24 protein-coding genes are annotated in these 21773 nt (G+C 67.5%); 8 read left to right on the forward strand and 16 right to left on the reverse strand.

Annotated elements, in window-relative coordinates:
* Positions 1 to 33: 33 nt before the first annotated feature.
* Together PPZ50_RS01645 and PPZ50_RS01650 are read right to left on the reverse strand one after the other, a co-directional pair.
* The gene (locus tag PPZ50_RS01645; RefSeq protein ID WP_126013553.1) at positions 34 to 450 is read right to left on the reverse strand and encodes a hypothetical protein; all 417 of its coding nucleotides are present in this window, start codon (positions 448 to 450) and stop codon (positions 34 to 36) included.
* A 95-nt stretch (positions 451 to 545) separates the two neighbouring features.
* Positions 546 to 2633, reverse strand: a complete 2088-nt coding sequence (locus tag PPZ50_RS01650; RefSeq protein WP_272815692.1) for a malate synthase G — start codon at positions 2631 to 2633, stop codon at positions 546 to 548.
* A 193-nt stretch (positions 2634 to 2826) separates the two neighbouring features.
* On the opposite strand from PPZ50_RS01650, the gene PPZ50_RS01655 reads away from it, so the two are divergent.
* From PPZ50_RS01655 to PPZ50_RS01670, 4 genes are all read left to right on the forward strand, one after another.
* Positions 2827 to 3732 carry a LysR family transcriptional regulator gene (locus PPZ50_RS01655; protein WP_066692169.1) on the forward strand — a complete coding sequence of 302 codons (906 nt, stop codon included), beginning with the start codon at positions 2827 to 2829 and terminating at the stop codon, positions 3730 to 3732.
* A gap of 53 nt (positions 3733 to 3785) precedes the next feature.
* Complete coding sequence (gene hppD / locus PPZ50_RS01660) at positions 3786 to 4844, forward strand: 4-hydroxyphenylpyruvate dioxygenase (RefSeq protein ID WP_066692172.1); 1059 nt, start codon at positions 3786 to 3788, stop codon at positions 4842 to 4844.
* Between the two features lie 243 nt (positions 4845 to 5087).
* Complete coding sequence (hmgA, locus tag PPZ50_RS01665; protein WP_066692175.1) at positions 5088 to 6368, forward strand: homogentisate 1,2-dioxygenase; 1281 nt, start codon at positions 5088 to 5090, stop codon at positions 6366 to 6368.
* Positions 6365 to 6724: a Rieske (2Fe-2S) protein gene (locus PPZ50_RS01670; protein WP_066692177.1), complete on the forward strand. Its 360-nt coding sequence runs from the start codon at positions 6365 to 6367 to the stop codon at positions 6722 to 6724. The genes hmgA and PPZ50_RS01670 overlap by 4 nt, the downstream gene beginning before the upstream one ends.
* On the opposite strand, the gene PPZ50_RS01675 is transcribed toward PPZ50_RS01670, so the two are convergent.
* The gene (locus PPZ50_RS01675) at positions 6721 to 7755 is read right to left on the reverse strand and encodes a patatin-like phospholipase family protein (protein ID WP_066692186.1); all 1035 of its coding nucleotides are present in this window, start codon (positions 7753 to 7755) and stop codon (positions 6721 to 6723) included. The two genes, PPZ50_RS01670 and PPZ50_RS01675, sit on opposite strands and share 4 nt — an antisense overlap.
* A 144-nt stretch (positions 7756 to 7899) precedes the next feature.
* Here PPZ50_RS01675 and PPZ50_RS01680 point away from each other — a divergent pair, with 144 nt between their 5' ends.
* The gene (locus PPZ50_RS01680; protein WP_066692188.1) at positions 7900 to 8517 is read left to right on the forward strand and encodes a YbhB/YbcL family Raf kinase inhibitor-like protein; all 618 of its coding nucleotides are present in this window, start codon (positions 7900 to 7902) and stop codon (positions 8515 to 8517) included.
* Between the two features lie 32 nt (positions 8518 to 8549).
* On the opposite strand, the gene ribH is transcribed toward PPZ50_RS01680, so the two are convergent.
* From ribH to gltX, 7 genes are all read right to left on the reverse strand, one after another.
* A complete protein-coding gene (gene ribH / locus PPZ50_RS01685; protein WP_066692191.1) occupies positions 8550 to 8972 on the reverse strand; it encodes a 6,7-dimethyl-8-ribityllumazine synthase in 423 nt (140 codons plus the stop codon).
* Between the two features lie 2 nt (positions 8973 to 8974).
* Complete coding sequence (ribB, locus tag PPZ50_RS01690) at positions 8975 to 10105, reverse strand: 3,4-dihydroxy-2-butanone-4-phosphate synthase (RefSeq protein ID WP_066692193.1); 1131 nt, start codon at positions 10103 to 10105, stop codon at positions 8975 to 8977.
* Entirely contained in the window at positions 10092 to 10697 is a 606-nt protein-coding gene (locus PPZ50_RS01695; RefSeq protein WP_272815693.1) for a riboflavin synthase, read from the reverse strand. Before PPZ50_RS01695 ends, ribB begins: the two co-directional genes overlap by 14 nt.
* A 144-nt stretch (positions 10698 to 10841) precedes the next feature.
* Positions 10842 to 11795: a bifunctional diaminohydroxyphosphoribosylaminopyrimidine deaminase/5-amino-6-(5-phosphoribosylamino)uracil reductase RibD gene (ribD, locus tag PPZ50_RS01700; RefSeq protein ID WP_066692790.1), complete on the reverse strand. Its 954-nt coding sequence runs from the start codon at positions 11793 to 11795 to the stop codon at positions 10842 to 10844.
* A gap of 41 nt (positions 11796 to 11836) precedes the next feature.
* Positions 11837 to 12184 (reverse strand): hypothetical protein, encoded by a 348-nt coding sequence (locus PPZ50_RS01705; protein WP_066692205.1) that lies wholly within the window; start codon positions 12182 to 12184, stop codon positions 11837 to 11839.
* A 274-nt stretch (positions 12185 to 12458) separates the two neighbouring features.
* Entirely contained in the window at positions 12459 to 13133 is a 675-nt protein-coding gene (locus tag PPZ50_RS01710; protein WP_066692207.1) for a TonB family protein, read from the reverse strand.
* Between the two features lie 92 nt (positions 13134 to 13225).
* Positions 13226 to 14545, reverse strand: coding sequence for a glutamate--tRNA ligase (gltX, locus tag PPZ50_RS01715; protein WP_066692209.1), 1320 nt, complete (start codon positions 14543 to 14545; stop codon positions 13226 to 13228).
* 120 nt (positions 14546 to 14665) lie between these two features.
* Here gltX and PPZ50_RS01720 point away from each other — a divergent pair, with 120 nt between their 5' ends.
* Positions 14666 to 15601 (forward strand): ribose-phosphate pyrophosphokinase, encoded by a 936-nt coding sequence (locus tag PPZ50_RS01720; RefSeq protein WP_066692211.1) that lies wholly within the window; start codon positions 14666 to 14668, stop codon positions 15599 to 15601.
* Positions 15602 to 15625: 24 nt separating this feature from the next.
* Here PPZ50_RS01720 and PPZ50_RS01725 read toward each other — a convergent pair whose 3' ends face one another.
* The 6 genes from PPZ50_RS01725 to PPZ50_RS01750 form a co-directional block, all read right to left on the reverse strand.
* Positions 15626 to 16126: an Mpo1 family 2-hydroxy fatty acid dioxygenase gene (locus PPZ50_RS01725; RefSeq protein ID WP_066692213.1), complete on the reverse strand. Its 501-nt coding sequence runs from the start codon at positions 16124 to 16126 to the stop codon at positions 15626 to 15628.
* A gap of 123 nt (positions 16127 to 16249) precedes the next feature.
* Positions 16250 to 16753: a hypothetical protein gene (locus PPZ50_RS01730; RefSeq protein WP_126013541.1), complete on the reverse strand. Its 504-nt coding sequence runs from the start codon at positions 16751 to 16753 to the stop codon at positions 16250 to 16252.
* A gap of 458 nt (positions 16754 to 17211) precedes the next feature.
* A complete protein-coding gene (locus tag PPZ50_RS01735; protein ID WP_272815694.1) occupies positions 17212 to 18429 on the reverse strand; it encodes a hypothetical protein in 1218 nt (405 codons plus the stop codon).
* Positions 18430 to 18439: 10 nt separating this feature from the next.
* The gene (locus PPZ50_RS01740) at positions 18440 to 19138 is read right to left on the reverse strand and encodes a sulfite exporter TauE/SafE family protein (RefSeq protein ID WP_066692796.1); all 699 of its coding nucleotides are present in this window, start codon (positions 19136 to 19138) and stop codon (positions 18440 to 18442) included.
* A 51-nt stretch (positions 19139 to 19189) separates the two neighbouring features.
* Positions 19190 to 19573 carry a hypothetical protein gene (locus tag PPZ50_RS01745; protein ID WP_066692219.1) on the reverse strand — a complete coding sequence of 128 codons (384 nt, stop codon included), beginning with the start codon at positions 19571 to 19573 and terminating at the stop codon, positions 19190 to 19192.
* On the reverse strand, positions 19570 to 20094 hold the full coding sequence (locus PPZ50_RS01750; RefSeq protein ID WP_066692798.1) for a sterol desaturase family protein: 525 nt from the start codon (positions 20092 to 20094) through the stop codon (positions 19570 to 19572). Before PPZ50_RS01750 ends, PPZ50_RS01745 begins: the two co-directional genes overlap by 4 nt.
* A gap of 23 nt (positions 20095 to 20117) precedes the next feature.
* Between PPZ50_RS01750 and PPZ50_RS01755 the strand changes: the two genes are divergently transcribed.
* Together PPZ50_RS01755 and sucC are read left to right on the forward strand one after the other, a co-directional pair.
* The gene (locus PPZ50_RS01755; protein ID WP_164523916.1) at positions 20118 to 20273 is read left to right on the forward strand and encodes a hypothetical protein; all 156 of its coding nucleotides are present in this window, start codon (positions 20118 to 20120) and stop codon (positions 20271 to 20273) included.
* Between the two features lie 120 nt (positions 20274 to 20393).
* Positions 20394 to 21593, forward strand: coding sequence for an ADP-forming succinate--CoA ligase subunit beta (sucC, locus tag PPZ50_RS01760; RefSeq protein ID WP_066692220.1), 1200 nt, complete (start codon positions 20394 to 20396; stop codon positions 21591 to 21593).
* Positions 21594 to 21773 lie beyond the last annotated feature (180 nt).

Raw genomic sequence — 21773 nt, forward strand, 5'->3', positions numbered from 1 at the left:
CAAGTTTCCGGTGGGAAGCGGACGTTCGCCTGTTCAGCGCCAGATCGCGAGAAAGACTTGAATGTGCCGTTGGCGTCCGTCCTCGGTGGGTGTCGGCCATGGCCGCGCCGGCAGCCCAATCGCAACCCTGTCCGGAAGGACGCCTCTATTCTTCAAGTGGTCAAACACTACAGATGCCCGCCGCCTTTGCAAATCAGGCGGCCCGTCATCGGAAGGATAGCTTTCGATCATCATTACACCACCGCAGTGCTTTGCTTCCGATCGAACCGTGGCAAGCACCTCTCTATGCCATTCCGTAAGCTGTGCCGAGCCGCGCTCGAAAGTGAGCACGAAGGGACCCGCGAAGCAGTGATCGTAAGGCGGGGGAGCGCCGGCTTGAGCGGACGCGAAATTCGCGACACACCCGGCCATCGTCGCCATCGCAATGCAAAGTGCGGGCATCATCTTCATGGCGGCTAGTCTAGTGGATGCCGGTGCGTCCGCAACCAGGCGTCAGCAGACGCACTAGCGGGGAGAGCCATGCAACGATGATCCATACCGCCCGCTCACCCCGCTGCCTTCCTGACCGCCCGATACGCGTGCAACAACGGCTCGGTATAGCCATTGGGCTGCTCCAGCCCCTCGAACACCAGCGCCCGCGCCGCCTGTAGCGCGATGCCGCTCGCCAGCGGCCGATACGCCGGGTCGTCGGCATTCTGCGAATCGACCTTGACCGCCATCCGTTCGAACGCGGCATCGACGTCGGCGGTCGTGCAGACCCCGTGCAGCAGCCAGTTGGCGACATGCTGCGACGAAATGCGCAGCGTCGCGCGGTCCTCCATCAGGCCGACGTCATGGATGTCGGGCACCTTCGAACAGCCGATCCCCTGATCGATCCAGCGCACGACATAGCCGAGAATGCCCTGGACGTTGTTGTCCAACTCCCGCGCCACCTCCGCCGCGTCCCAGTTGCGCCGCCCGGCCAACGGCAGCGTCAGCAGCCGGTCGAGCGACGCCACCGGCTCGCCGGCCCTTGCCGCCTGCCGCGCCGCGACGTCGATGGCGTGATAATGCAGCGCATGCAGCGTCGCCGCGGTCGGCGACGGGACCCAGGCGGTGCTTGCCCCGCTCATCGGATGCGCGATCTTCTGGCTAAGCATGTCACCCACCCGGTCGGGCGCGGCCCACATGCCCTTGCCGATCTGCGCCCGCCCGCCGAGACCACAGGCAAGGCCGATCTGGACGTTGCGATCCTCGTACGCCACGATCCAGTCCGCGCCCTTCATCTCGCCCTTGGGAATCATCGCCCCGGCATGCATCGCGCTGTGCAGTTCGTCGCCGGTGCGGTCGAGGAAGCCGGTGTTGATGAACACGATCCGGTGCCGCACCGCATGGATGCAGGCGGCCAGATTGGCGGAGGTCCGCCGCTCCTCGTCCATCACCCCGACCTTGATCGTGTACCGCGGCAGGATCAGCAGGTCCTCGACCGCATCGAACAGCCGGTCGGTAAAGGCGACCTCCTCCGGGCCATGCTGCTTGGGCTTGACGATATAGATCGATCCGGCGCGGCTGTTGGCGCGCGGGCCGTTCAGGTCGTGCAACGCGATCAGGCTGGTGACGATCGCGTCGAGCATGCCTTCGGGCGCATCGCTGCCGTCCGGCAGGCGGACGGCGGGCGTCGTCATCAGATGCCCGACATTGCGCACGAACAGCAGCGAGCGCCCCGGCAGCACCAGTTCGCCATCCTCGGGCGTGACATAGCGGCGATCCTCCGCCAGCGCCCGCGTCACCTCGCGCCCGCCCTTGGCGAAGCGCGCGGTCAGCGTCCCCTGCATCAGCCCCAGCCAGTTGGCGTACGCCGCGACCTTGTCCTCGGCATCGACCGCCGCGACCGAATCCTCCAGATCGCAGATGGTGGTCAGCGCGGATTCGAGCAGGATGTCGGCCAGCCCGGCGGGATCGCCGGCGCCGATCGGGTGGGCGCGGTCGATCACCAGTTCGATGTGCAGCCCATGGTGACGCAGCAGCCAATTGTCGCCCGCCCGCCCGACCAGCTGCGAAGCGTCGGCAAGCTCGGGCGTACCACCGTCCCAGTGGCGCCAGCTGCCGTTCGCCAACGGAACTGCCTCGTCGAGAAACGCCCTGGCCCGCTCGATCACCGCCGCCCCGCGCGCCGCGTCATAGCCGCCCGCCGCCGGCGCGCCGGGAAGCGCATCGGTGCCGTACAGCGCGTCGTACAGGCTGCTCCAACGCGCATTGGCCGCGTTCAGCAGGAAGCGCGCATTCAGGATCGGCACGACCAGCTGCGGCCCGGCCAAAGTCGCGATCTCCGGGTCGACATTGTCGGGATGCACCGTGAACGGCGCCGGCTGCTCGACCAGATAGCCGATATCGCGCAGGAACGCCGACTGCTCGGCCGGATCGATCGCCTGCCCCTGCCGTTCGACGAACCAGGCATCCAGCTGCGCCTGCAACCGGTCGCGCTGGGCCAGCAGCTCGCGATTCTCCGGTGCGAACCGGGCGAAGATCGCGGCGGTCCCTTCCCAGAAGGAGTCCGCCGGAATGCCGGTGCCGGGCAGCGCATCGCGTTCGAGGAAGGCGGCCAGTTCGACCGCGACCCACAATCCTGCGCGTTCGACGAAGGTTTCCGGCATAGCATTGTCTCCTATTCGTCATCCCGGCGCAGGCCGGGATCCATGGTCACGAAGCGCCGCGAAGGGGCCGCCACGTCCCGAATCCATGGATTCCGGCCTTCGCCGGAATGACGATATGGCAGGAACCATACGCCCTCGTCTTTCCCGCCGGAACCACCCATAATCGCAGCACAGCCATTCCGCCGAGGAACGAATGCCGCTCGATCCCGACCACGAACTGTTCGCCGCGATCCTCGACACCGGCAGCATCGCTGCCGCCGCGCGGGTGCTGAACATCTCGCCCGCGATGGTGTCGAAGCGGCTGGCCCGGTTCGAGGCACGGCTCGGCGCCCGGCTGATCGAACGGACCACGCGGCGGCTGCACCCGACCCCGGTCGGGGCGCAACTGCATGCCGACCTGGCGCCGATCCTGTCGGCACTGGCGGCAGCCGAAGCGCGGGTGACCGGGGCCGCCGCCGCCCCCGCCGGCCCCTTGCGCATTGCCGCGCCGACCTCGTTCGCGCGGCTGCATGTCGCGCCGCATCTGGGCGACTTCCTGCGCGATCATCCGGCGGTGCAGCTCGAACTGTCGCTGTCCGACAGTTATGTCGATCTGGCGGCCGAGCGGATCGATTGCGCGATCCGCATCACGGCCGATCCGCCCGCCGGCCATGTCGCGCGGCGGCTGGCCGATAATCGCCGCATCGTCTGCGCCAGCCCGGCCTATCTGACCGAGCATGGCGTACCCACCCACCCCCGGGAACTGGCCGGCCACCGGCTGCTCGCCGCCGAGGGCCAGTTGCCGTGGGCGCTGCTGCGCCCCGGCGGTCGGGCGCAGGTGACCGGCCGCAGCCATGTCCGCACCAATTCCAGCGAGATCGTTCGCGAACTGGCGCTGGCCGGGGTCGGCATCGCGCTGCGTTCGCTATGGGATGTCGGGCCGGCGCTGGCCGAGGGGCGGCTGGTGCGCGTGCTGCCGGCATGGGAGGGGCCCCGCGACCTCGCCATCCACGCCGTTCATGGCGAAGACCCACGCCCGGCGGTGACCGCCTTCATCGACCACCTCGCCGCACGCTGGTCGCCGCCGCCATGGGAGACGCTTGACTCGACTGATCCATAGGAACAGATTGGTATCAATTGATACGAATTGGAGAGGATGCAGCCGTGGACCACATGGACGTCAACCCGATGGGCCTCGACGGGTTCGAATTCTGCGAATTCACCGCCCCCGATCTCGACCGCATGGCTGGGCAGCTGGAACAGTTCGGCTTCGTCGCCGCCTCGAAGCACCGCACGCGCGACGTGGTCCGCTACAAGCAGGGCCGCATCAACCTGCTGCTGAACCGCATTCCGGACGGCCATGCTGCGGAATTTGCTGCGCAGCACGGCCCATCGGCGTCGGGGATGGCGTTCCGGGTGGCGGATGCGAAGGCGGCGTTCGACGCAGCGGTCGCGCGCGGTGCCAAACCGGCCGACGCGTCGCGCGGCGTACTGGGCGAAGGCTATGCGCTGGAGGGGATCGGCGGGTCGATGCTATATCTGGTCGACCAGCATGGCGATGCGGGTTCGCTGTACGACGATTGGGAAGCGGTGCCGGGCGCGGCGGAAGCGGAGGCCGAGAACAATGTCGGCCTCGACCTGCTCGACCATCTGACCCACAATGTGAAGCGCGGGCAGATGCGGACCTGGTCGACCTTCTACAACCAGATTTTCGGGTTCGAAGAGCAGAAATATTTTGACATCAAGGGCAAGGCGACCGGCCTGTTCAGCCAGGCGATGATCGCCCCGGACAAGGCGATCCGCATCCCGCTGAACGAAAGCCAGGACGACAAGAGCCAGATCGAGGAATTCATCCGCGACTATAATGGCGAAGGCATCCAGCACCTCGCCTTCACTACCGAGGATATCTTCGAAACCGTCGAAAAACTGCGCGCGCGCGGCGTGAAGCTGCAGGATACGATCGAGACCTATTACGAACTGGTCGACAAGCGCGTGCCGGGCCATGGCGAGGACCTCGAACGCCTGAAGCGCAACCGCATCCTGATCGACGGCAATGTCGGCGACGAAGGGCTGTTGTTGCAAATCTTCACCGAGCCGATGTTCGGGCCGATCTTCTTCGAGATCATCCAGCGCAAGGGGAATGAGGGCTTCGGCAACGGTAATTTCCAGGCGTTGTACGAGAGCATCGAGCTGGATCAGATTCGGCGCGGGGTGATTACGGTCGACGCCTAAGCGTCGAGCGAATGCCGGGGCGAAGGCCCCGGCCCCGCGCCCGGCCAGCGCGACGGAGCCGGGCCACAGGGCGCGGCTTCGCTGCGACTGACGGCCCGGCGGGCAACGACCGGGTCGACCCAACCACGACGTCACCCCGGGCTTGACCCGGGGTCCCGCTTCCTCTCCGACAGTAGCGAAGAAGCGGGACCCCGGATCAAGTCCGGGGTGACGACAGAACGCCGGACGAAAGATGAGGTGACCATGACCTACCACCCCGGTTTCGCCAACCACATCGCCACCGAAGCCGTCACCGGCGCGCTCCCCATCGGCCGCAACAGCCCGCAACGCGTCCCCTTCGGCCTGTATGCCGAGCAACTGTCCGGCACCGCCTTCACCGCGCCGCGTGCCGAGAACCGCCGGTCATGGCTCTACCGCCTGCGCCCGACCGCCAATCACGGTGCGTTCGTGCCCTATGTGGGCGCCAGCCACCTCCAGTCCGCCCCCATAGACACCCCGCCCAGCCCCAACCGGATGCGCTGGGACCCGCTACAGCTCCCGAGCGATCCGACCGACTGGGTCGACGGCCTAGTCACCTATGGCGCAACCGGCGATGTCGCCGCGCAGAGCGGCGTCGGCGTCCACCTCTATGCCGCGACGAAGGACATGGACCGCGCCTTCTTCTCGTCCGATGGTGAATTGCTGATCGTGCCGCAACAGGGCGCGCTGGCGATCGACACCGAACTGGGCCGGATCGACGTCGCGCCGTTGCAGATCGCGCTGATCCCGCGCGGCGTCCGCTTCCGGGTGAAGCTGCCGGACGGACAGGCGCGCGGCTATGTCTGCGAGAATTACGGCAGCCTGTTCCGCCTGCCCGACCTGGGGCCGATCGGCGCCAACGGCCTCGCCAATCCGCGCGACTTCGAAACGCCCTCCGCCTGGTTCGAGGACAGCGACGCCCCCTGCGACGTCATCCAGAAATTTCAGGGCGGGCTGTGGATAACTACCCTCGACCATAGCCCGTTCGACGTCGTCGCATGGCACGGCAACCTCGCCCCCTGCCGCTACGACCTGACCCGCTTCAACACGATCAACACGGTCAGCTTCGACCATCCCGATCCGTCGATCTTCACCGTGCTGACATCGCCCAGCGAGACGCCCGGCACCGCCAATTGCGACTTCGTGATCTTCCCGCCGCGCTGGATGGTGGCGGAGGACACGTTCCGCCCACCCTGGTTCCACCGCAACGTCATGAGCGAGTTCATGGGGCTGGTGACCGGCGCCTATGATGCGAAGGAAGGCGGCTTTGCGCCCGGCGGTGCATCGCTCCACAACCAGATGAACGGCCATGGCCCCGACCAGGCGAGCTATGAGAAGGCCGTCGCCGCCGATCTGAAGCCGCACCGCATCGCCGACACCATGGCGTTCATGTTCGAGACCCGCCACGTCGTCCGCCCGACCGCGTGGGCGATGGCCACGCCGACGATGCAGCTCGACTATGACGATGTGTGGACCGGTTTCGCCAAGGCGCAGCTGCCCGGATGACCGACGAACGCGTCTTCGCGACCCCGGCCGGGGTGACGATCGGGCCATTGAGCGACATCCCCGACGGCACCGCGCGCAATTACGTCCTGCAACTGCGCGCCGGACGCTTCCACGGCTTCGTCGTCCGGCAAGGGCAGGCAGTATTCGGCTATGTCGACCGCTGCCCGCATATGGGTCTGCCGCTGGCGCAAACGCTCGACGCCTATCTGACCCCGGACCGCAGCGCGATCACGTGCAGCTGGCATGCCGCGCTGTTCGCGATTCGAGACGGCCGCTGCCTCGGCGGCCCCTGCCCCGGCCGGTCGCTCACCCCCTGGCCGGTCACCGTCGTCGGCGGGGCGATCGTGACGGCCTAAGCCGTCACCGCCTCGGGCAGGGCGGTCAGCGTCGACTTGCGGCCGAGCTTTGCGCCATGGTCCCGCAACCACGCATCCGCCGTTTCGCGGCCCAGTTCGCGCAGGCCATCGAGCTGCGAGCGGCGCGTGTCGATCTTGCCGGTCGGCCCCCGCGCCGCCAGCGCGTGCGGTGCCTCCATCAGATGCAGGTTGGTGTTCGCCAGCGCGGTGAAGTTATCGTCGATCGGCGGCGCGCGCCGGGCGATCTCCTGCACCTGTGTCAACGCCTTCAGGTCGCGCAGCAGGCAAGCGTTGAAGCCGATATCGCTCATCCGCCCCATCACCTCGACCAGCGACTCGGGCGTGTCCTGCGTCACGAACGGCGTGATCTGCACGATCAGCAGGTCGCTCTGTCCGTGCCCGTCGAAGATCAGCGGCTCGAGCGCAGGGTTCGCCGAAAAGCCGCCGTCCCAATAGGGTTCGTCGTCGATCGTCACCGGGCCGAACAGGTCGGGCAGGCAGGCCGAGGCCATCAGCGCGTCGAGCGTGATCTCCGCATTGCCGAACAGCCGCGCCGCACCCGTCGACACCCGCGTCGCCGCGATCGACAGCGGAATGGCACGGGGATCGGTCAGCAGCGACAGGTCGAGGCTCGCCTCCACCACCCGCCGGAGCGACCGCATGTCGCGCAGGGTCGGCGACAGCGGCGCGACATAACGGCCGAGCAGCTTGCCGACCTCCAGCGAGCGGCGCAGCGCCGGTTCGAACAAGGGCGGTGCCCACATCCCGAAGTCGAACACCTGCAGCGGCGAATTGCGCGACACCGTGTCCCATAGCCGTTCGAGCGCGTCCTTCGCCCCCTGCCGTCCGCCCGCCGCCAGCCCGGTGACCAGCGCCGCACCGTTCAGCGCCCCCGCCGACGCGCCGCTGACCGCGACGATAGGCAGATCCTCTTCCAGCAGCCGGTCGATGACGCCCCAGCCATAGGCGCCATGCGCGCCGCCGCCCTGCAACGCGAGCGCGAGGCGCGGTGTTTCGGTGGATGCGGACATGGACGGCTCCTTGCGGCAAGTTCCCTTGCTGCAACGCAGCAACCCCGCCGGGTATCCGATCGTGCCCCGTCCAAAATTTCCGCACCACGGACCCCGCCGCGCCCTTCGCCGGTTCTGGTTCCGACCATTATCGAAAGGACCGACATGCTCGAACATGTTCCGGGATGGCTGGGCGCGTTGTTGCGCAACGTCCGTGCGGGCGCCTCCAAGCTGACGATCGTCGATCCGGCGCTGGGCAGCTTCGACAGCCTTGACCTCGCCAGCCTCGCCTTTGCCGATGGCCAGCGGCTGCCCGACCGCTTCACCGCCGATGGTGAGGGGGTGTCGCCGCCGCTCCACTGGCGCGGCGTGCCGGCGGCTGCCACGTCGCTGGCGCTGATCGTCGAGGATGCCGACGCCCCCTCGCCCCAGCCGCTGGTCCATGCGATCCTGTGGGACATCGCCCCGGCCGATGGACAGCTGGCCGAAGACGCGATCCAGCCCGATGGCGACGGCGACGCGGTACACGGCGATGTCGGCCGCAACAGCTATCTGCGCGAAGGGTGGCTGCCGCCCGACCCGCCGACCGGCCATGGCGAGCATCGCTACGCCTTCCAGCTGTTCGCGCTGAAGGACGCCCCGCACCTCGATCCCAATCCGGGCCGCAGCGCGGTGGTGGAGGCGATGGCCGGCCGCGTGCTGGCCGCCGGGCTGCTCACCGGTGTGTATTCGCGCGGGGAACCGGCGGAGGTGGGGCCGGTCGGAGAGGTAGCGCCGGCTTGAAAACTCCTCCCCGCGGGCGGGGAGGAGCTAGGTCACACCGAAAACCGCTCGCGCAGCGCCAGCATCGCCAGCGCCGCCTTGGCCGCCTCGCCGCCCTTGTCCTTCTCGTCCTTCTTCGCCCGGGTCAGCGCCTGCGCCTCGTTCTCGACGGTCAGGATGCCGTTGCCGACCGGCACGCCTTCGAGGCTCAGGTTCATGATCCCGCGCGCGCTCTCGTTCGACACGACCTCGAAATGATAGGTCTCGCCGCGGATGATGACGCCCAGCGCGACGAACGCGTCATAGGTCTCGGCGGCGTCGGCGATCGCGATCGCTCCCGGCACTTCCAGCGCGCCCGGGACGGTGACCGTCTCATGTTCATGCCCCGCCGCCTCGATCGCCGCACGCGCGCCTTCCAAGAGCAGGTCGTTCAGATGGTCGTAAAACCGCGCCTCGACGATCAGCACCTTCGCCATGTTCAATCCTCCGTGATCGGCCGTTCGCCGACGATTTTCAGCCCATAGCCGTCGAGCCCGACCAGCGTGTGATGGGTGTTGGTCAGCAGCACCATGTCCTCGACGCCCAGTTCGTTCAGGATCATCGCCCCGACGCCATAGTCGCGCAGTTCCTCCATGTCGGGCACCGGCGCCCCGCTGCGGGCGTGGATGGCGAGGGTCAGCCCGTCGGGACGCGGGCGGTTGATGACGACGACCACACCCGCCCCTTCCTCGCCGATGATCCGCATCGATTTGCTGAGCAGCCCGCCGCGCTCGCCCCCCTCGCCGAACAGGTCGGCAAAGGGCGACAGCGCGTGCATCCTGACCAACGTCGGCTTGCCCGGATCGATCAGCCCCTTGACCAGCGCGACCTGCTCGCTGCCCGTCGCCTTGTTCCAGAAGGTCATGGCGCGCCATTCGCCGCCCCACTCGCTCTCGAACACCGTCTCCGCGCGCTTTTCGACCAGATGGTCGTGGCGCCGGCGATAGGCGATCAGGTCGCGGATCGTCCCGATCTTCAGGCCATGCAGCTGCGAAAAGCCGACCAGGTCGTCCATCCGCGCCATGGTGCCGTCCTCGTTCATGATCTCGCAGATCACGCCCGAGGGGTTGAGCCCGGCAAGGCGCGATACGTCGACCGCCGCCTCGGTATGGCCGGCGCGCACCAGCACCCCGCCTTCGCGCGCGACCAGCGGGAAGACATGGCCGGGCGTCACGATCTCCGACGCTTCCTTGCTCGCATCGATCGCCACCGCGATGGTCCGCGCGCGATCGGCTGCCGAGATACCGGTCGTCACCCCCTCGCGCGCCTCGATCGAGACGGTGAAGGCGGTTTCGTGCCGCGTGCCGTTGTTGCGCGCCATCAGGTCGAGACCCAGTTGCTCGACCCGCCCCCTGGTCATCGCGAGGCAGATCAGCCCGCGCCCGTGGCGCGCCATGAAATTGACCGCATCGGGCGTCGCCATCTGCGCCGGGATGACCAGATCGCCCTCATTCTCCCGGTCCTCGTCATCGACCAGGATGAACATCCGCCCGTTGCGGGCCTCGTCGATGATCTCTTCGGGGGACGACAGGAAGGCGTGGCGGAGACCCGCCAGTTCAGCGTTGGCCACGGACTTGTTCCATTCGCATCAGATAACGGGCGAGCACGTCGATCTCGATATTGACCGACTGCCCGATGGCAAGGGTCCCAAGCGTGGTGACCGCCTGGGTATGGGGGATCAGGTTGACGGTAAAGCGCGTGCCCGCCGCATCGTCGGCGACGTCGTTGACGGTCAGCGACACGCCGTCGATCGTCACCGACCCCTTGGTCGCGACGAACGGGCTGAGCGCGCGGGGAATCGCAAAGGTCACGCGGGTCGAATCCTGGTCGGCCTCGACGTCCACGACCGTGCCGACGCCATCGACATGGCCGGTAACGATATGCCCGCCCAGCTCGTAGCCCAGCTTCAGTGCGCGTTCGAGGTTCAGCGGACGGCCCGCGACCCATTGGTCGGCGGTGCGCGACACGGTTTCGCCCGACACATCGACCGCGAACCAGTTCGGGCCCTTCTCGACCACGGTCAGGCACACGCCCGAACAGGCGATCGACGCGCCCATGTCGATGGTCGTGGTGTCATAGGCGCATGCGATCTTCACGCGCAGGTCGCCCGGCCCGTCGATCGATTCGATGCGCCCTACGTCGCTGACTATCCCGGTGAACACGCTTCGCTCCTTCTCACGGATCGCTCGGTAACTGCTCCTTCGTCATTCCCGCGAAGGCGGGAAGCCATAGCCGCTGACGGTTCGGCACGTTCGCTACCGACGGCGTATACGGATCCCCGCCTGCGCGGAGATGACGAACGGGTGCTATCGCCCGATCCTGACGCGCTCGTAGACCTCCAGCCGGTCGCTGCCAAGCATCCGGGCGTCGTACAGCCGCCACCGCCCATGCGCCTGTGCCAGATCGGGCAATCCGATATCGGGCAGCGTCCGGCCATGGCCGATCAGGATCGGCGCCCGGTACAGCAGCAGCCGGTCGACCACATCCGCGCGCAGGAACGCCGCCGCCGTCGCCGCCCCGCCCTCGACCAGCACATGATCGCCGGAGAGGCTGGCCAGCGCATCGATCGACGACAGCATCGCGAACCCGTCCAGCGCCGCGCTGTCCGCCGACAGCACCACCCGCTGCGGACTGCGTTCGGCCAAGCCGGGCAGGCGGACGTTCAGCGCCGGCCGGTCGATCTCCGCCGTGCCGCGTCCGACCAGGATCGCCTCATGCCGGCTGCGCTCCAGATGGCCGTGCGCGCGCGCCTGGGGTCCGGTGATCCACTGGCTTTGCCCGTCGGCGCGCGACACCGCCCCGTCGAGCGACAGGGCGAGCTTCAGGGTGACGAACGGCCGCCCGAGCGCCCGCCGCTTCAGGAACCCGGCCATGCTGCGTGCCGCATCGTCCGCCCGCACGTCGCAGACGACATCGATGCCCGCTGCCCGCAGGCGCGCGATGCCCTGTCCGTTGGTCCGCGGATCGGGATCGGTCAGGGCGATGACGACCCTTGCTACCCCGCTGGCCACCAGCAGGTCCGAACAGGCCGGCCCCCGCGTCGAGACATGCGCGCACGGCTCCAGCGTGACATAGGCGGTCGCGCCGCGCGCCCGTTCCCCGGCCTGTGCGAGCGCCGCCGCCTCGGCATGGGGTCGCCCGCCGCTCTGGGTCCAGCCGCGCCCGACCATCCGACCGTCGTGGACGATCACGCACCCGACATTGGGATTGGGCGCGGTCCGTCCCCGCGTCCGCTCGGCCAGCGTCAGCGCGACGCCCATCCAGCGCGCGTCGTCGGGCGTCCCGGCGGTTGCCAAGCGGGTCAGATGCCCCAGCTTTTCAGCTTGTCGTCGATCTTCTTCCATTCCGCCTGCCGCGCGGCACGTTCGCGTTCGAACTCGGCGGCCTCGGCGCGTTCCTTGGCCAGGTCGATCTGCTGCTGGGCGATGATCTCTTCGTCGGTGCGGTTCGCCGGCCAGCTTTCGACATAGATGATGTTCGGCTTGTACTCGCGTTCGAAATGCGAATCGTGGACGAACGCCCAACCGATCACCAGCACGACGCAGATCGATGCCAGCAGGAACCACCATTCATGCTTTTCGCGCGCGCGGGCGAAGTTCACGAAATCGCGAATGGCATGAACCGGCGAGAATAGATGGCGAATCTTCACTCCGGCCAAGATAGTCGCGGGGGCGTCTGATCGCCAGCCCCTCGGGACGGGTGCAGAAGAAGGATGGTTCACGCGGAGGCGCGGAGGCGCGGAGGGGTTGCGTTCCAGGCGAGTCTCTCGCGAACGGGAGACGATTTCGCCGCTTGCCCCGGTCGATCCGAGGCTGCTGGCGCGGATCGGGTTGCAGCGGACGCACCCCCTCCGCGCCTCCGCGCCTTCGCGTGAACCAACTCTTCTAAAGGCCCGCACCCCGGCGAGGTACGGGCCACCCCGATCAGCGATCCTCCATGGTGAAGCGCACCGTCATCTCGCGCCAGCTCTCCACCGCCACCCCGTCGCGGGTCGCCGGGCGGAAGCGCCATTTCGACAGCGCGCGCCGCCTGGTCGCTTCGAAGAACGCATCGCTCGTAGCGCTGACCTGCTCGACCGCGCTCACCCGGCCATTGGCACCGACCAGCACGCGCAGGACCACCACGCCGTCGCGCGCCAGATTGCGTTCGATCGCGGGATAATCGGGCTGGAAATCGGCGCGGTAGCGCGGGTCGATGCTGGCATTGACCAGCACCGGCAGCGGGCTGGCGACCGTCACCGGGCTGCCGGTGCCCGTACCGCCGGGCGCGGTCACCACCGGGGCGACGGGCGGTGGCGCCACCGGCATGTCGGTCGTGGTGGTCATGATCGGGCCCGGCACCGGGATCGGCGCGGGCGGTGCGTAGAGCGGCGGGACCGGCGCGGGATCGGGCAGCGCCTTTTCGACCGGCTTGGGCATATCGACGGGCGGGGGCGGCGGTTCGATGGGGACGTTGACCGCTTCGATCGGCTTCCACGGATCGATCCGCGTGACCACCGTCGTCGCCGTCAGGATCGCCACGGCCAGCAGGCCGCCGTTGATCGCAATCGCAATGCCCAATCCCACCGGGTTCAGGCCACGTTGTCCCTGATATGCCATGCCACCTTCCTTCTCGATTCGTATCTCCTGCCGTCCAGTCGGCCGATGCGATGAGATACCCTATCGAGGGCGGTGTAAAGCTGACGTGCGCGTCAGCCCGTCAGGCGTGCGACCGCCCGCTCGCGCCCGATCAGCGGCAGCAGCGCGGCCATGTCCGGCCCATGGTCCATACCGGTCAGTGCGCGTCGCAGCGGCAGGAACAGCGCCTTGCCCTTGCGGCCCGTCTCGGCCTTCAGCGCACTGGTCAGCTCCGCCCACGGATCGACCCATGCCAGCCCGGCGGCAACCTCCGCCGCGCGGGTCAGGAACGCACGATCCTCCTCCGCCACCGGCAGCGCATCGACCGGCCCGGTCACCACCCGCCACCAGTCGGCGGCGTCCGCGACCCGCTCCAGATTGCCGCGCACCGCATCCCATGCCGCCGCGTCCATCCACTCGGGCAGCGCCTGCCGCACCCGCTCGAACGGCAGCTGGTGCACGATCCGCGCATTCACCTGCGCCAGCTCGCCCTCGTCGAACCGCGCCGGCGCGCGCCCGAAGCGGCCGAAATCGAACGCCGCGATCAACGGCGCCGGATCGACCACCGGCTCGACCGGATCGCTGGTCCCCAGCCGCGCCAGCAGCGCGACGACCGCCTCCGGCTCGATCCCTTGCTCCCGGAAATGCTCGACGCCCAGCGACCCCAGCCGCTTCGACAGCTTGCCTTCGTTGCCGACCAGCAGCGCCTCATGCGCGAACGCCGGCGGCGTTGCGCCCATGGCGGCAAACATCTGCATCTGCGTCGCGGTGTTGGACACATGATCCTCGCCGCGCACGACATGGGTCACCCCCATATCGGCATCGTCGATCACCGAGGGCAGCAGATACAGCCACGACCCGTCGGCGCGCCGCACCACCGGATCGGACAGCAGCGCCCCGTCGAACCGCTGCGGCCCCCGCACCATGTCGTCCCATGCGATCGGCTCCGCCTCCAGCCGGAACCGCCAGTGCGGCCGCCGCCCCTCTTCCTCCAGCCGCGCCCGATCCTCGTCGCTCAGCTTCAGCGCCGCACGATCATAGACCGGCGGCAGCCCGCGCCCGGCCAGGATCTTGCGCCGCAAATCCAGCTCTTCCGGCGTCTCATAGGCCGGATAGATCCGCCCGCGCGCCACCATGTCGGCGAACACCGCCTCGTACCGATCGAACCGCGCCGACTGCCGCTCCTCGCCATCGGGCACCAGCCCCAGCCACGCCAGATCGCGCCGGATCGCCGCGACGAACCGCTCTTCGCTGCGCTGCGCATCCGTATCGTCGATCCTGAGCAGGAACCTGCCCCCCGCCTTCTTCGCGAACATCCAGTTGTGAAGCGCGGTGCGCAGGTTGCCGATATGGAGAAAGCCGGTCGGGCTGGGGGCGAAGCGGGTGACGGTCATGGCGCAGCCCTCTCGCCCATTTGTCGCATCGGCGCAAACGCGGGCGTCACATGGGTTTCACAATTCGTCCGCGCGCTCTATGGCGCACCCATTCTTTCCATCATGGATACGGGCGCACCCATGAAGCTGCTGGCGGGCAATTCCAACCTTCCCCTGTCGACCGCGATCGCGGACTATCTGGAAATCCCGCTGACCAAGGCCAGCGTGCGGCGCTTCGCCGACGAGGAAATCTTCGTCGAGGTGCTGGAAAATGTCCGCGGCGAGGACGTGTTCGTCGTCCAGTCGACCAGCTATCCGGTCAACGACAATCTGATGGAGATGCTGATCATGATCGACGCGCTGAAGCGCGCGTCGGCACGGCGCATCACCGCCGTCATCCCCTATTTCGGCTATGCGCGGCAGGACCGCAAACCCGGCCCCCGCACGCCCATTTCGGCCAAGCTGGTCGCCAACATCGTGACCGAGGCCGGCGCCGACCGCGTGCTGTGCGTCGATCTCCACGCCGGGCAGATCCAGGGCTTCTTCGATATCCCGACCGACAATCTCTATGCCGCGCCGGTGATGTCGGAGGATATCAAGACCCGGTTCGGCGAACATAACCTGATGGTCGTGTCGCCCGACGTCGGCGGCGTGGTCCGCGCGCGCAGCCTCGCCAAGCGGCTGCACAACGCCCCCCTCGCCATCGTCGACAAGCGCCGCGAGCGCGCCGGCGAATCGGAAGTGATGAACATCATCGGCGATGTCGAGGGCCGCTTCTGCGTCCTGATCGACGATATCGTCGATTCGGCCGGCACGCTGTGCAACGCCGCCGCGGCGCTCAAGCAGGCCGGCGCGGTCGGCGTCGTCGCCTATTGCACCCACGGCGTCCTGTCGGGCGGCGCGGTCGCCCGGGTCGAGGCATCGGCGCTCGAGGAACTGGTCATCACCGATTCGATCGGCAACCACGACGTGATCGCGCAGGGGCAGAAGATCCGCCACCTGACCATCGCCCCGCTACTCGCCGAAGCGATCCGCCGCATCGCCGACGAATCGTCGGTGTCGAGCCTGTTCGACTGATCCGGACGGGCCGCCCCGCCCGCGTCAATGCGGGCGGAGGGCCCCTTCCATCGCCCGCCGCACCGGCTGCCGCAGGCCCAGCATAAACGCCGCCTCGGCCACCACGAACAGCGGCCCGACGAACAGGCTCGACAGGTCGTCGACGAATGCCGGTTTGCGCCCTTCGAAATAATGGCCGACGAACTGCAGCGTCCACCCGACCACGAAACTGCCCAGCCCGACCGCCAGCCACGCGCCGGTCGACCAGGCGGCCACCCCGCTCCCCGCCCACGTGATCAGCGCGAGGAACGCCGCGAGCACCGCACCGAACATCAGGTCGAGCCGCAGATAGCCGGCCGCCGCAACCGCCGCGACGATCATCATCGGCGTGACCACCAGCCCCTCGCCCAGCGCGATTGCCGGCCGCGACAGCAGTACGGCGATGGCGAACAGGATCAGCGGAATGCCGACCATGTGCGTCGCGACATTATGTCCGTTGCGATGATATTCGGCATAGGCCGACAGCTGCCTGACCAGACGCGACATCGATCCTCTCCTTCACCAGCCGCCGGGCGAGTCGTTCGTCCGTTTCGGCAGCGTGCGGTTCGATCCTGTCACGTCCCATCGCTCGCGTCACCTTGCAGCGCGACGTAGGACGTAGCGGGTCGCCTATTCCCCGCCTGCACGAAACGTCACCGCGCGCGCTCCGTCGGGCATCGGCACCGCCAGCGTCACCCTATCGCCGATCGACAAGGGCGTGTCGTTCGCCCGCGCGAACTCGATCTGTACCCGCGCCTCGCCGTTGGCCGCGATCGTCAGCGGCGCCTCGTCCAGCAACGGTCGACCGATCGCATTGCCGGGAAAGGGTTTCGTGCGGTCCCACGCGGAGGTCGCCGGGCGGGCGATACCTGTCGCTCCGCCCCGTATCGCGATACGAACCGGCACCGCTCCTGCCCGATAGCGTATCTCGATCGTCTCGTTCTGCTGCGACCAGCGCCCGGTAACGTCAGCCGTAACCCCGCTGCCGGACAGGCGTGCGGTGTCGTCCGGCAGGCCTTCGGTCGATGCCAGCGTCACGCCCGGACCGGCGACTGGTGAAAGGTCGCCGCGATTTGCTGGCGAACAATTGGTCAGGAGCAATAGCAGCGCAACGGAAAAGCCTGTTCGTCCCATCGACGGCGCTGCCAAACCACCGTGCTGCCGCTCTTGCCGGTCAGAACGATAGGACACCGTAGGAATAGCCGACCTGCAGCGGGATCTGCAGCGAAATGTAAACACCAACCAGTTGCAGCATCCACGGCAGGCCACGAAAACCGTGCCCAAAAGCAACGCCGCAGGCAGCAGCCAACCCAACCGCCACGCATCCCCATAGCCAAAGCGTCCCCGGCGGGGCCGGGAACGTGCTACGCAAAAATCGGGAGACGAATATTCCACCTACACCTACCGCCAAGGCAAGAATGTCAGAGAGTGCTTAGCGGGATTTCTTAGCGGGCAAGTCCATCAAAAATTATCCTCGCCTAAAGTGCGTGGGAGCGTTGAGATTGACCCCGCAAGATTCGTCAGGCTGATAACGAAAAGGCGCCGGGACAACGCTCTGGACACGCATGCCGAATACGATGGCACAGCCCCCCCTACTCCTTCGCGGCCATCGGTACGTCCACCACCTTCAGCTGATACCGCCCGGGCGGCAGTAGCAGCGCGATATCCTCGCCCGGCCGGATCGCCACCCGGTCCATCGGCACCGACGCCTCGCTCTCCCCGACCGGCCGCGCCTCGACGATCCGCCAGCCTTTGGCCGGGCGCAACGCGGTTGGGATCGACACCACCCGGTCGCCTGCCGCCACCCGCCATGCCGGACGCCCGCGCACGAACTTCGCCGTCGGATGATCTACGACCACGTCGAACGTACCGGGCCGCTGCTCGGCGGGCAGCACGGCAAGCCGCTCCCGGCTACCGCCGCCCCGGCAGGTCGTCTGCGACACGGTCAGTGGGTCGATACCCGTGATCGCCTTCAGTCGCGTCGCCATCCATCGTTGGCCGTCGGCACGCGGCACTTCGGTTGCATGCGAATAACCGACATGGATCAGCAGCTTGGCCTTGGGATGCGCGGCGATGTAGGCGGCGAGCTGCTCCGCCTGTGCCGTTTCGCGCCGGGCGATGCCCTCATCCAGGGACAGGGTCGCTGCCGTCTCGCTGAACCGCTCTTCATAGGGCAACAGGCGATACCCCAGCGCCTTTGCCTCCCGCCCCAGTCGTCCGAAACCGGCTTCATAGAGGTAATAGCCGTCGGTATCTTCGAAATACAGCTGATCCGGTCGCTTGAGATAGGGCGGCAGGAATTTGTCCGGCGTTCCCAGCGCCGGGATCGACAATGTCTCCATTGCCAGTACGTCATAGCCGAGCGGACGCAGCGCACGCGCAACCCGCGCCGTAAAGCCGCGATGCTCGGATCGCTCATGGCTTTCATTGACGATCACGATCGAGGTTTTGCGGGCACGTTCGATGATCGTCCCGATCGCATCCCCCGCCCCTGCGATCGGCGAACACGCCGTCGGCTTGTAATCGCTGCTGGTGCGGGCGATCAGGTCCTCGCGGCCGAACAGGCTGAGCGTCTGCCCCGCCATTGCTCCGGCCAGGGGTTGTGCGGGATCGACGTCCGCGAGTGACCGTACCTTGTAATCGTCTTTCGCTATTGGCGCTGCGATCGGTGTCGGCGGCGGGATCAGCGTCACCTGTCCGGCACATGCCGAAACAAACAGGCAAATGACGGGTGCGAGCGGACGACGGTGAACGGCCATGGCATAGCCTAGGGTGCCGAAACGACACAGGCCATCGTCTTTTCGCGGCATGCCTGCCCGGCTAAACCACCCCGTCCCACACCAGCTTCACCCCCACCACGATCATCAGCACATAGATCAGCGTGTAGAACCGCTTCGCCGACACCCGCTGCACCAGCCACACCCCGCCGAACGTCGTCGCGATCGCCACCGGCAGCAGCGCGGCCGATGTCAGCAGGTTCGCGCGCGTGAACTGGCCAAGGCCGATATAGGCCGGCACCTTCAGCCAGTTGACCGCGCAGAAATACAGCGCGGTCGTCCCCACCAGCACGTCGCGCGGAAGTTGGCGCGGCAGTACCCAGAGCTGGAACGGCGGCTGTCCGGCATGGGCGATCTGACTGGTGATGCCCGATGCGACGCCGAACAAGGTGCCGACCCAGCCCGGCGAACGGCTGGCGACCGGCATGCCATGGCGCTCGGTCCACAATCGCCAGCCACCGAACAGGATCGAGATCAGCCCGACCGTCGCCAGTACCGCCGAAGGTGACACCAACGCCGCAAAGCCATAGCCGAGGGCGATGCCGATCACCGCGCCCGGCAGCATCCATGCCAGCACCCGCCCGTCGAAGGTCCGCCGGAACGCCCATACCCCCACCACGTCCTGCACGATCAGGATCGGCAACAGGATCGCGGCGGCGCGGACCGGATCGATCGCCAGTGCCAGCAGCGGCATCGACAGCGCGCCCATGCCGGCGAACCCGCCCTTGGCCAGCCCCTGCATCGCCACCGCGATGACGGCGACGACATAGAAGAACGGGTCGACGATCACCGGCTAATCGCGCCGCTCGGACAGCACCTGTGCGATACGGAACAGCGCCAGCACCCCGACCGCCAGCACCGCGACCAGCGCCAGCACGGCATAGGTCAGCACCGCCAGCCAGTCGGCGACCTTGCGCGTCGCGGCGGCCTGCGCGGCGACGGCGATGCTCTGCGGCGTCTCGACGCGCGGCGCGCCGGTGGTGAAGGGCGCGGGCGGCGGCACTGGCGCGCCGGTGCGCGGATCGACCTGCCGGGTGGCGTCGCTGTCAACTTCGGCGCCCGATCGTGTCGGTCCGCCATTGGTCGACATCGTCGCCACCGCGCCGACCATCGCCAGCGTGGCGAAGATCGCGAGCAGCCACGACAGCGCCCGCGCCTGCCATCCGCCGGCGGTCATGGATGCTCGACGCGGTCGCGGGTCGTCGCGGTCGCCGCGCGCACCCCGGCATTGCCGCGCCGCTTCAGTTCGGCCTTCAGCTCCTCGGGCCTGGGCGCCCACAGGAAGCCGAAGCTGACCGTGCCGTCCTTCGTCTCGACCGCATGGTGCAGCCGGTGCGCGGAAATGATCCGCTTCATATAGCTGGATTTCGGCAGATAGCGGTGCTGCAACCGGCGATGGACGATGATGTCGTGGAAGCCGAAATAGATCGCGCCATAGGCGGCGATGCCCGCGCCGATCCAGATCGTCCCCGGCCACCACCCCCATTGCACCCCGCCCAGCAGCAGCACGATCGACGGCACCGCAAAGATCGCGGCGTACAGGTCGTTCCACTCCCAGTTGCCATGGCGCGGGCGGTGGTGGCTGGCGTGCAGGAACCAGCCCGGCCCGTGCATCAGCCAGCGATGCGCGACATAGGCGAAGCCTTCCATGAAGATCACGGTGGCGAGGAAGATCAGGATGCCGATTGCCCAGTGCATCGCGGGCATATAGCGGCTCGGCCATGACATTGCGACGCCTTACCGCCCTGTTGGTCCTCGCCGGCCTCACGGGCTGCGCAGTGCCCGAGGCGCGGTTGCGCAGCGGCCTGCAATCCGCCGGCCTGTCGCGCTCTCTGTCGGCGGGCATGGCGGCGCTCTGCGCGACCGCTCTCTCGTAAAGCATCTGCGACGCAATCGCATTAAGGTCGATTTGGGCTGGATTCGACCTCCCGCATGTGCTTTAGCGCGGCAACTTTGCCAACTATCAGGCACCCACCCGAGAGGCGGAAGGCGAATCCATGAACATTCACGAATATCAGGCCAAGGAACTGCTCGCGAAGTTCGGCGTGCCCGTCCCCGCCGGCTTCTCGGCGATGAGCGTCGAGGAAGCGGTCGAAGCATCCTCGAAGTTGCCCGGACCGCTCTATGTCGTGAAGGCACAGATCCATGCCGGCGGCCGCGGCAAGGGCAAGTTCAAGGAACTGGGTCCGGATGCCAAGGGCGGCGTCCGCCTCGCCAAGACCGCCGACGAAGTCCGCGCCCACGCCACCGACATGCTCGGCAACACGCTGGTCACCATCCAGACCGGTGACGCCGGCAAGCAGGTCAACCGCCTGTACGTGACCGACGGCGTCGACATCGCGAAGGAATTCTACCTCGCGCTGCTCGTCAACCGCGCGACCGGCCGCGTCTCGATGGTCGCCTCGACCGAAGGCGGCATGGATATCGAAACCGTGGCGCATGACACGCCCGAAAAGATCCACTCGATCGACATCGACACCGCGACCGGCTTCATGCCGCACCACGGCCGCGCCGTCGCCGCCGCGCTCGAACTGACCGGCGACCTCGCCAAGCAGGCCGCCAGCGTCGCATCGAAGCTGTACGACGCGTTCCTCGGCACCGATGCCGAGCAGATCGAGATCAACCCGCTTGCCGTCACCGACGACAACAAGCTGGTCGTGCTCGACGCCAAGGTCGGCTTCGACGGCAACGCCATGTTCCGTCACAAGGACCTGATGGAACTGCGCGACACCACCGAAGAAGACGCGATGGAGCTGGAGGCGTCGAAGTACGACCTGGCCTACATCAAGCTCGACGGCGATATCGGATGCATGGTCAACGGCGCCGGCCTCGCCATGGCGACGATGGACATCATCAAGCTGAACGGCATGTTCCCGGCCAACTTCCTCGACGTCGGCGGCGGCGCGAACAAGGAGAAGGTCACCGCGGCGTTCAAGATCATTCTCGCCGATCCGGCGGTGAAGGGCATTCTCGTCAACATTTTCGGCGGGATCATGAAGTGCGACATCATCGCGGAAGGCATCGTTGCCGCCGCGAAGGAAGTGAACCTGTCGGTGCCGCTGGTCGTCCGCCTCGAAGGCACGAACGTGCAGGCCGGCAAGGACATCCTCGCCAATTCGGGCCTCGCGATCGTCCCCGCCAACGACCTGGGCGATGCCGCCAAGAAGATCGTCGCGGAAGTGCAGAAGGCGGCCTGATCGCCCTTTGCCTGCGACGGACAAGGGGTCCGGACGGAAACGTCCGGGCCCTTTTTCGTTGGGGTGGCAGGGCGATTCGCGCTAGGGTCGCCACCTGCCGCTACGGCGTCGCTGCGTTTCCATACCGGACTTGCGAAACCCACGCAAAACCGCCAGAGAAACGCGCGATGCCACCGCGTA

The sequence above is a fragment of the Sphingomonas hankookensis genome, from assembly GCF_028551275.1.
GTDB classification, from domain to species: Bacteria; Pseudomonadota; Alphaproteobacteria; order Sphingomonadales; family Sphingomonadaceae; genus Sphingomonas; species Sphingomonas hankookensis_A.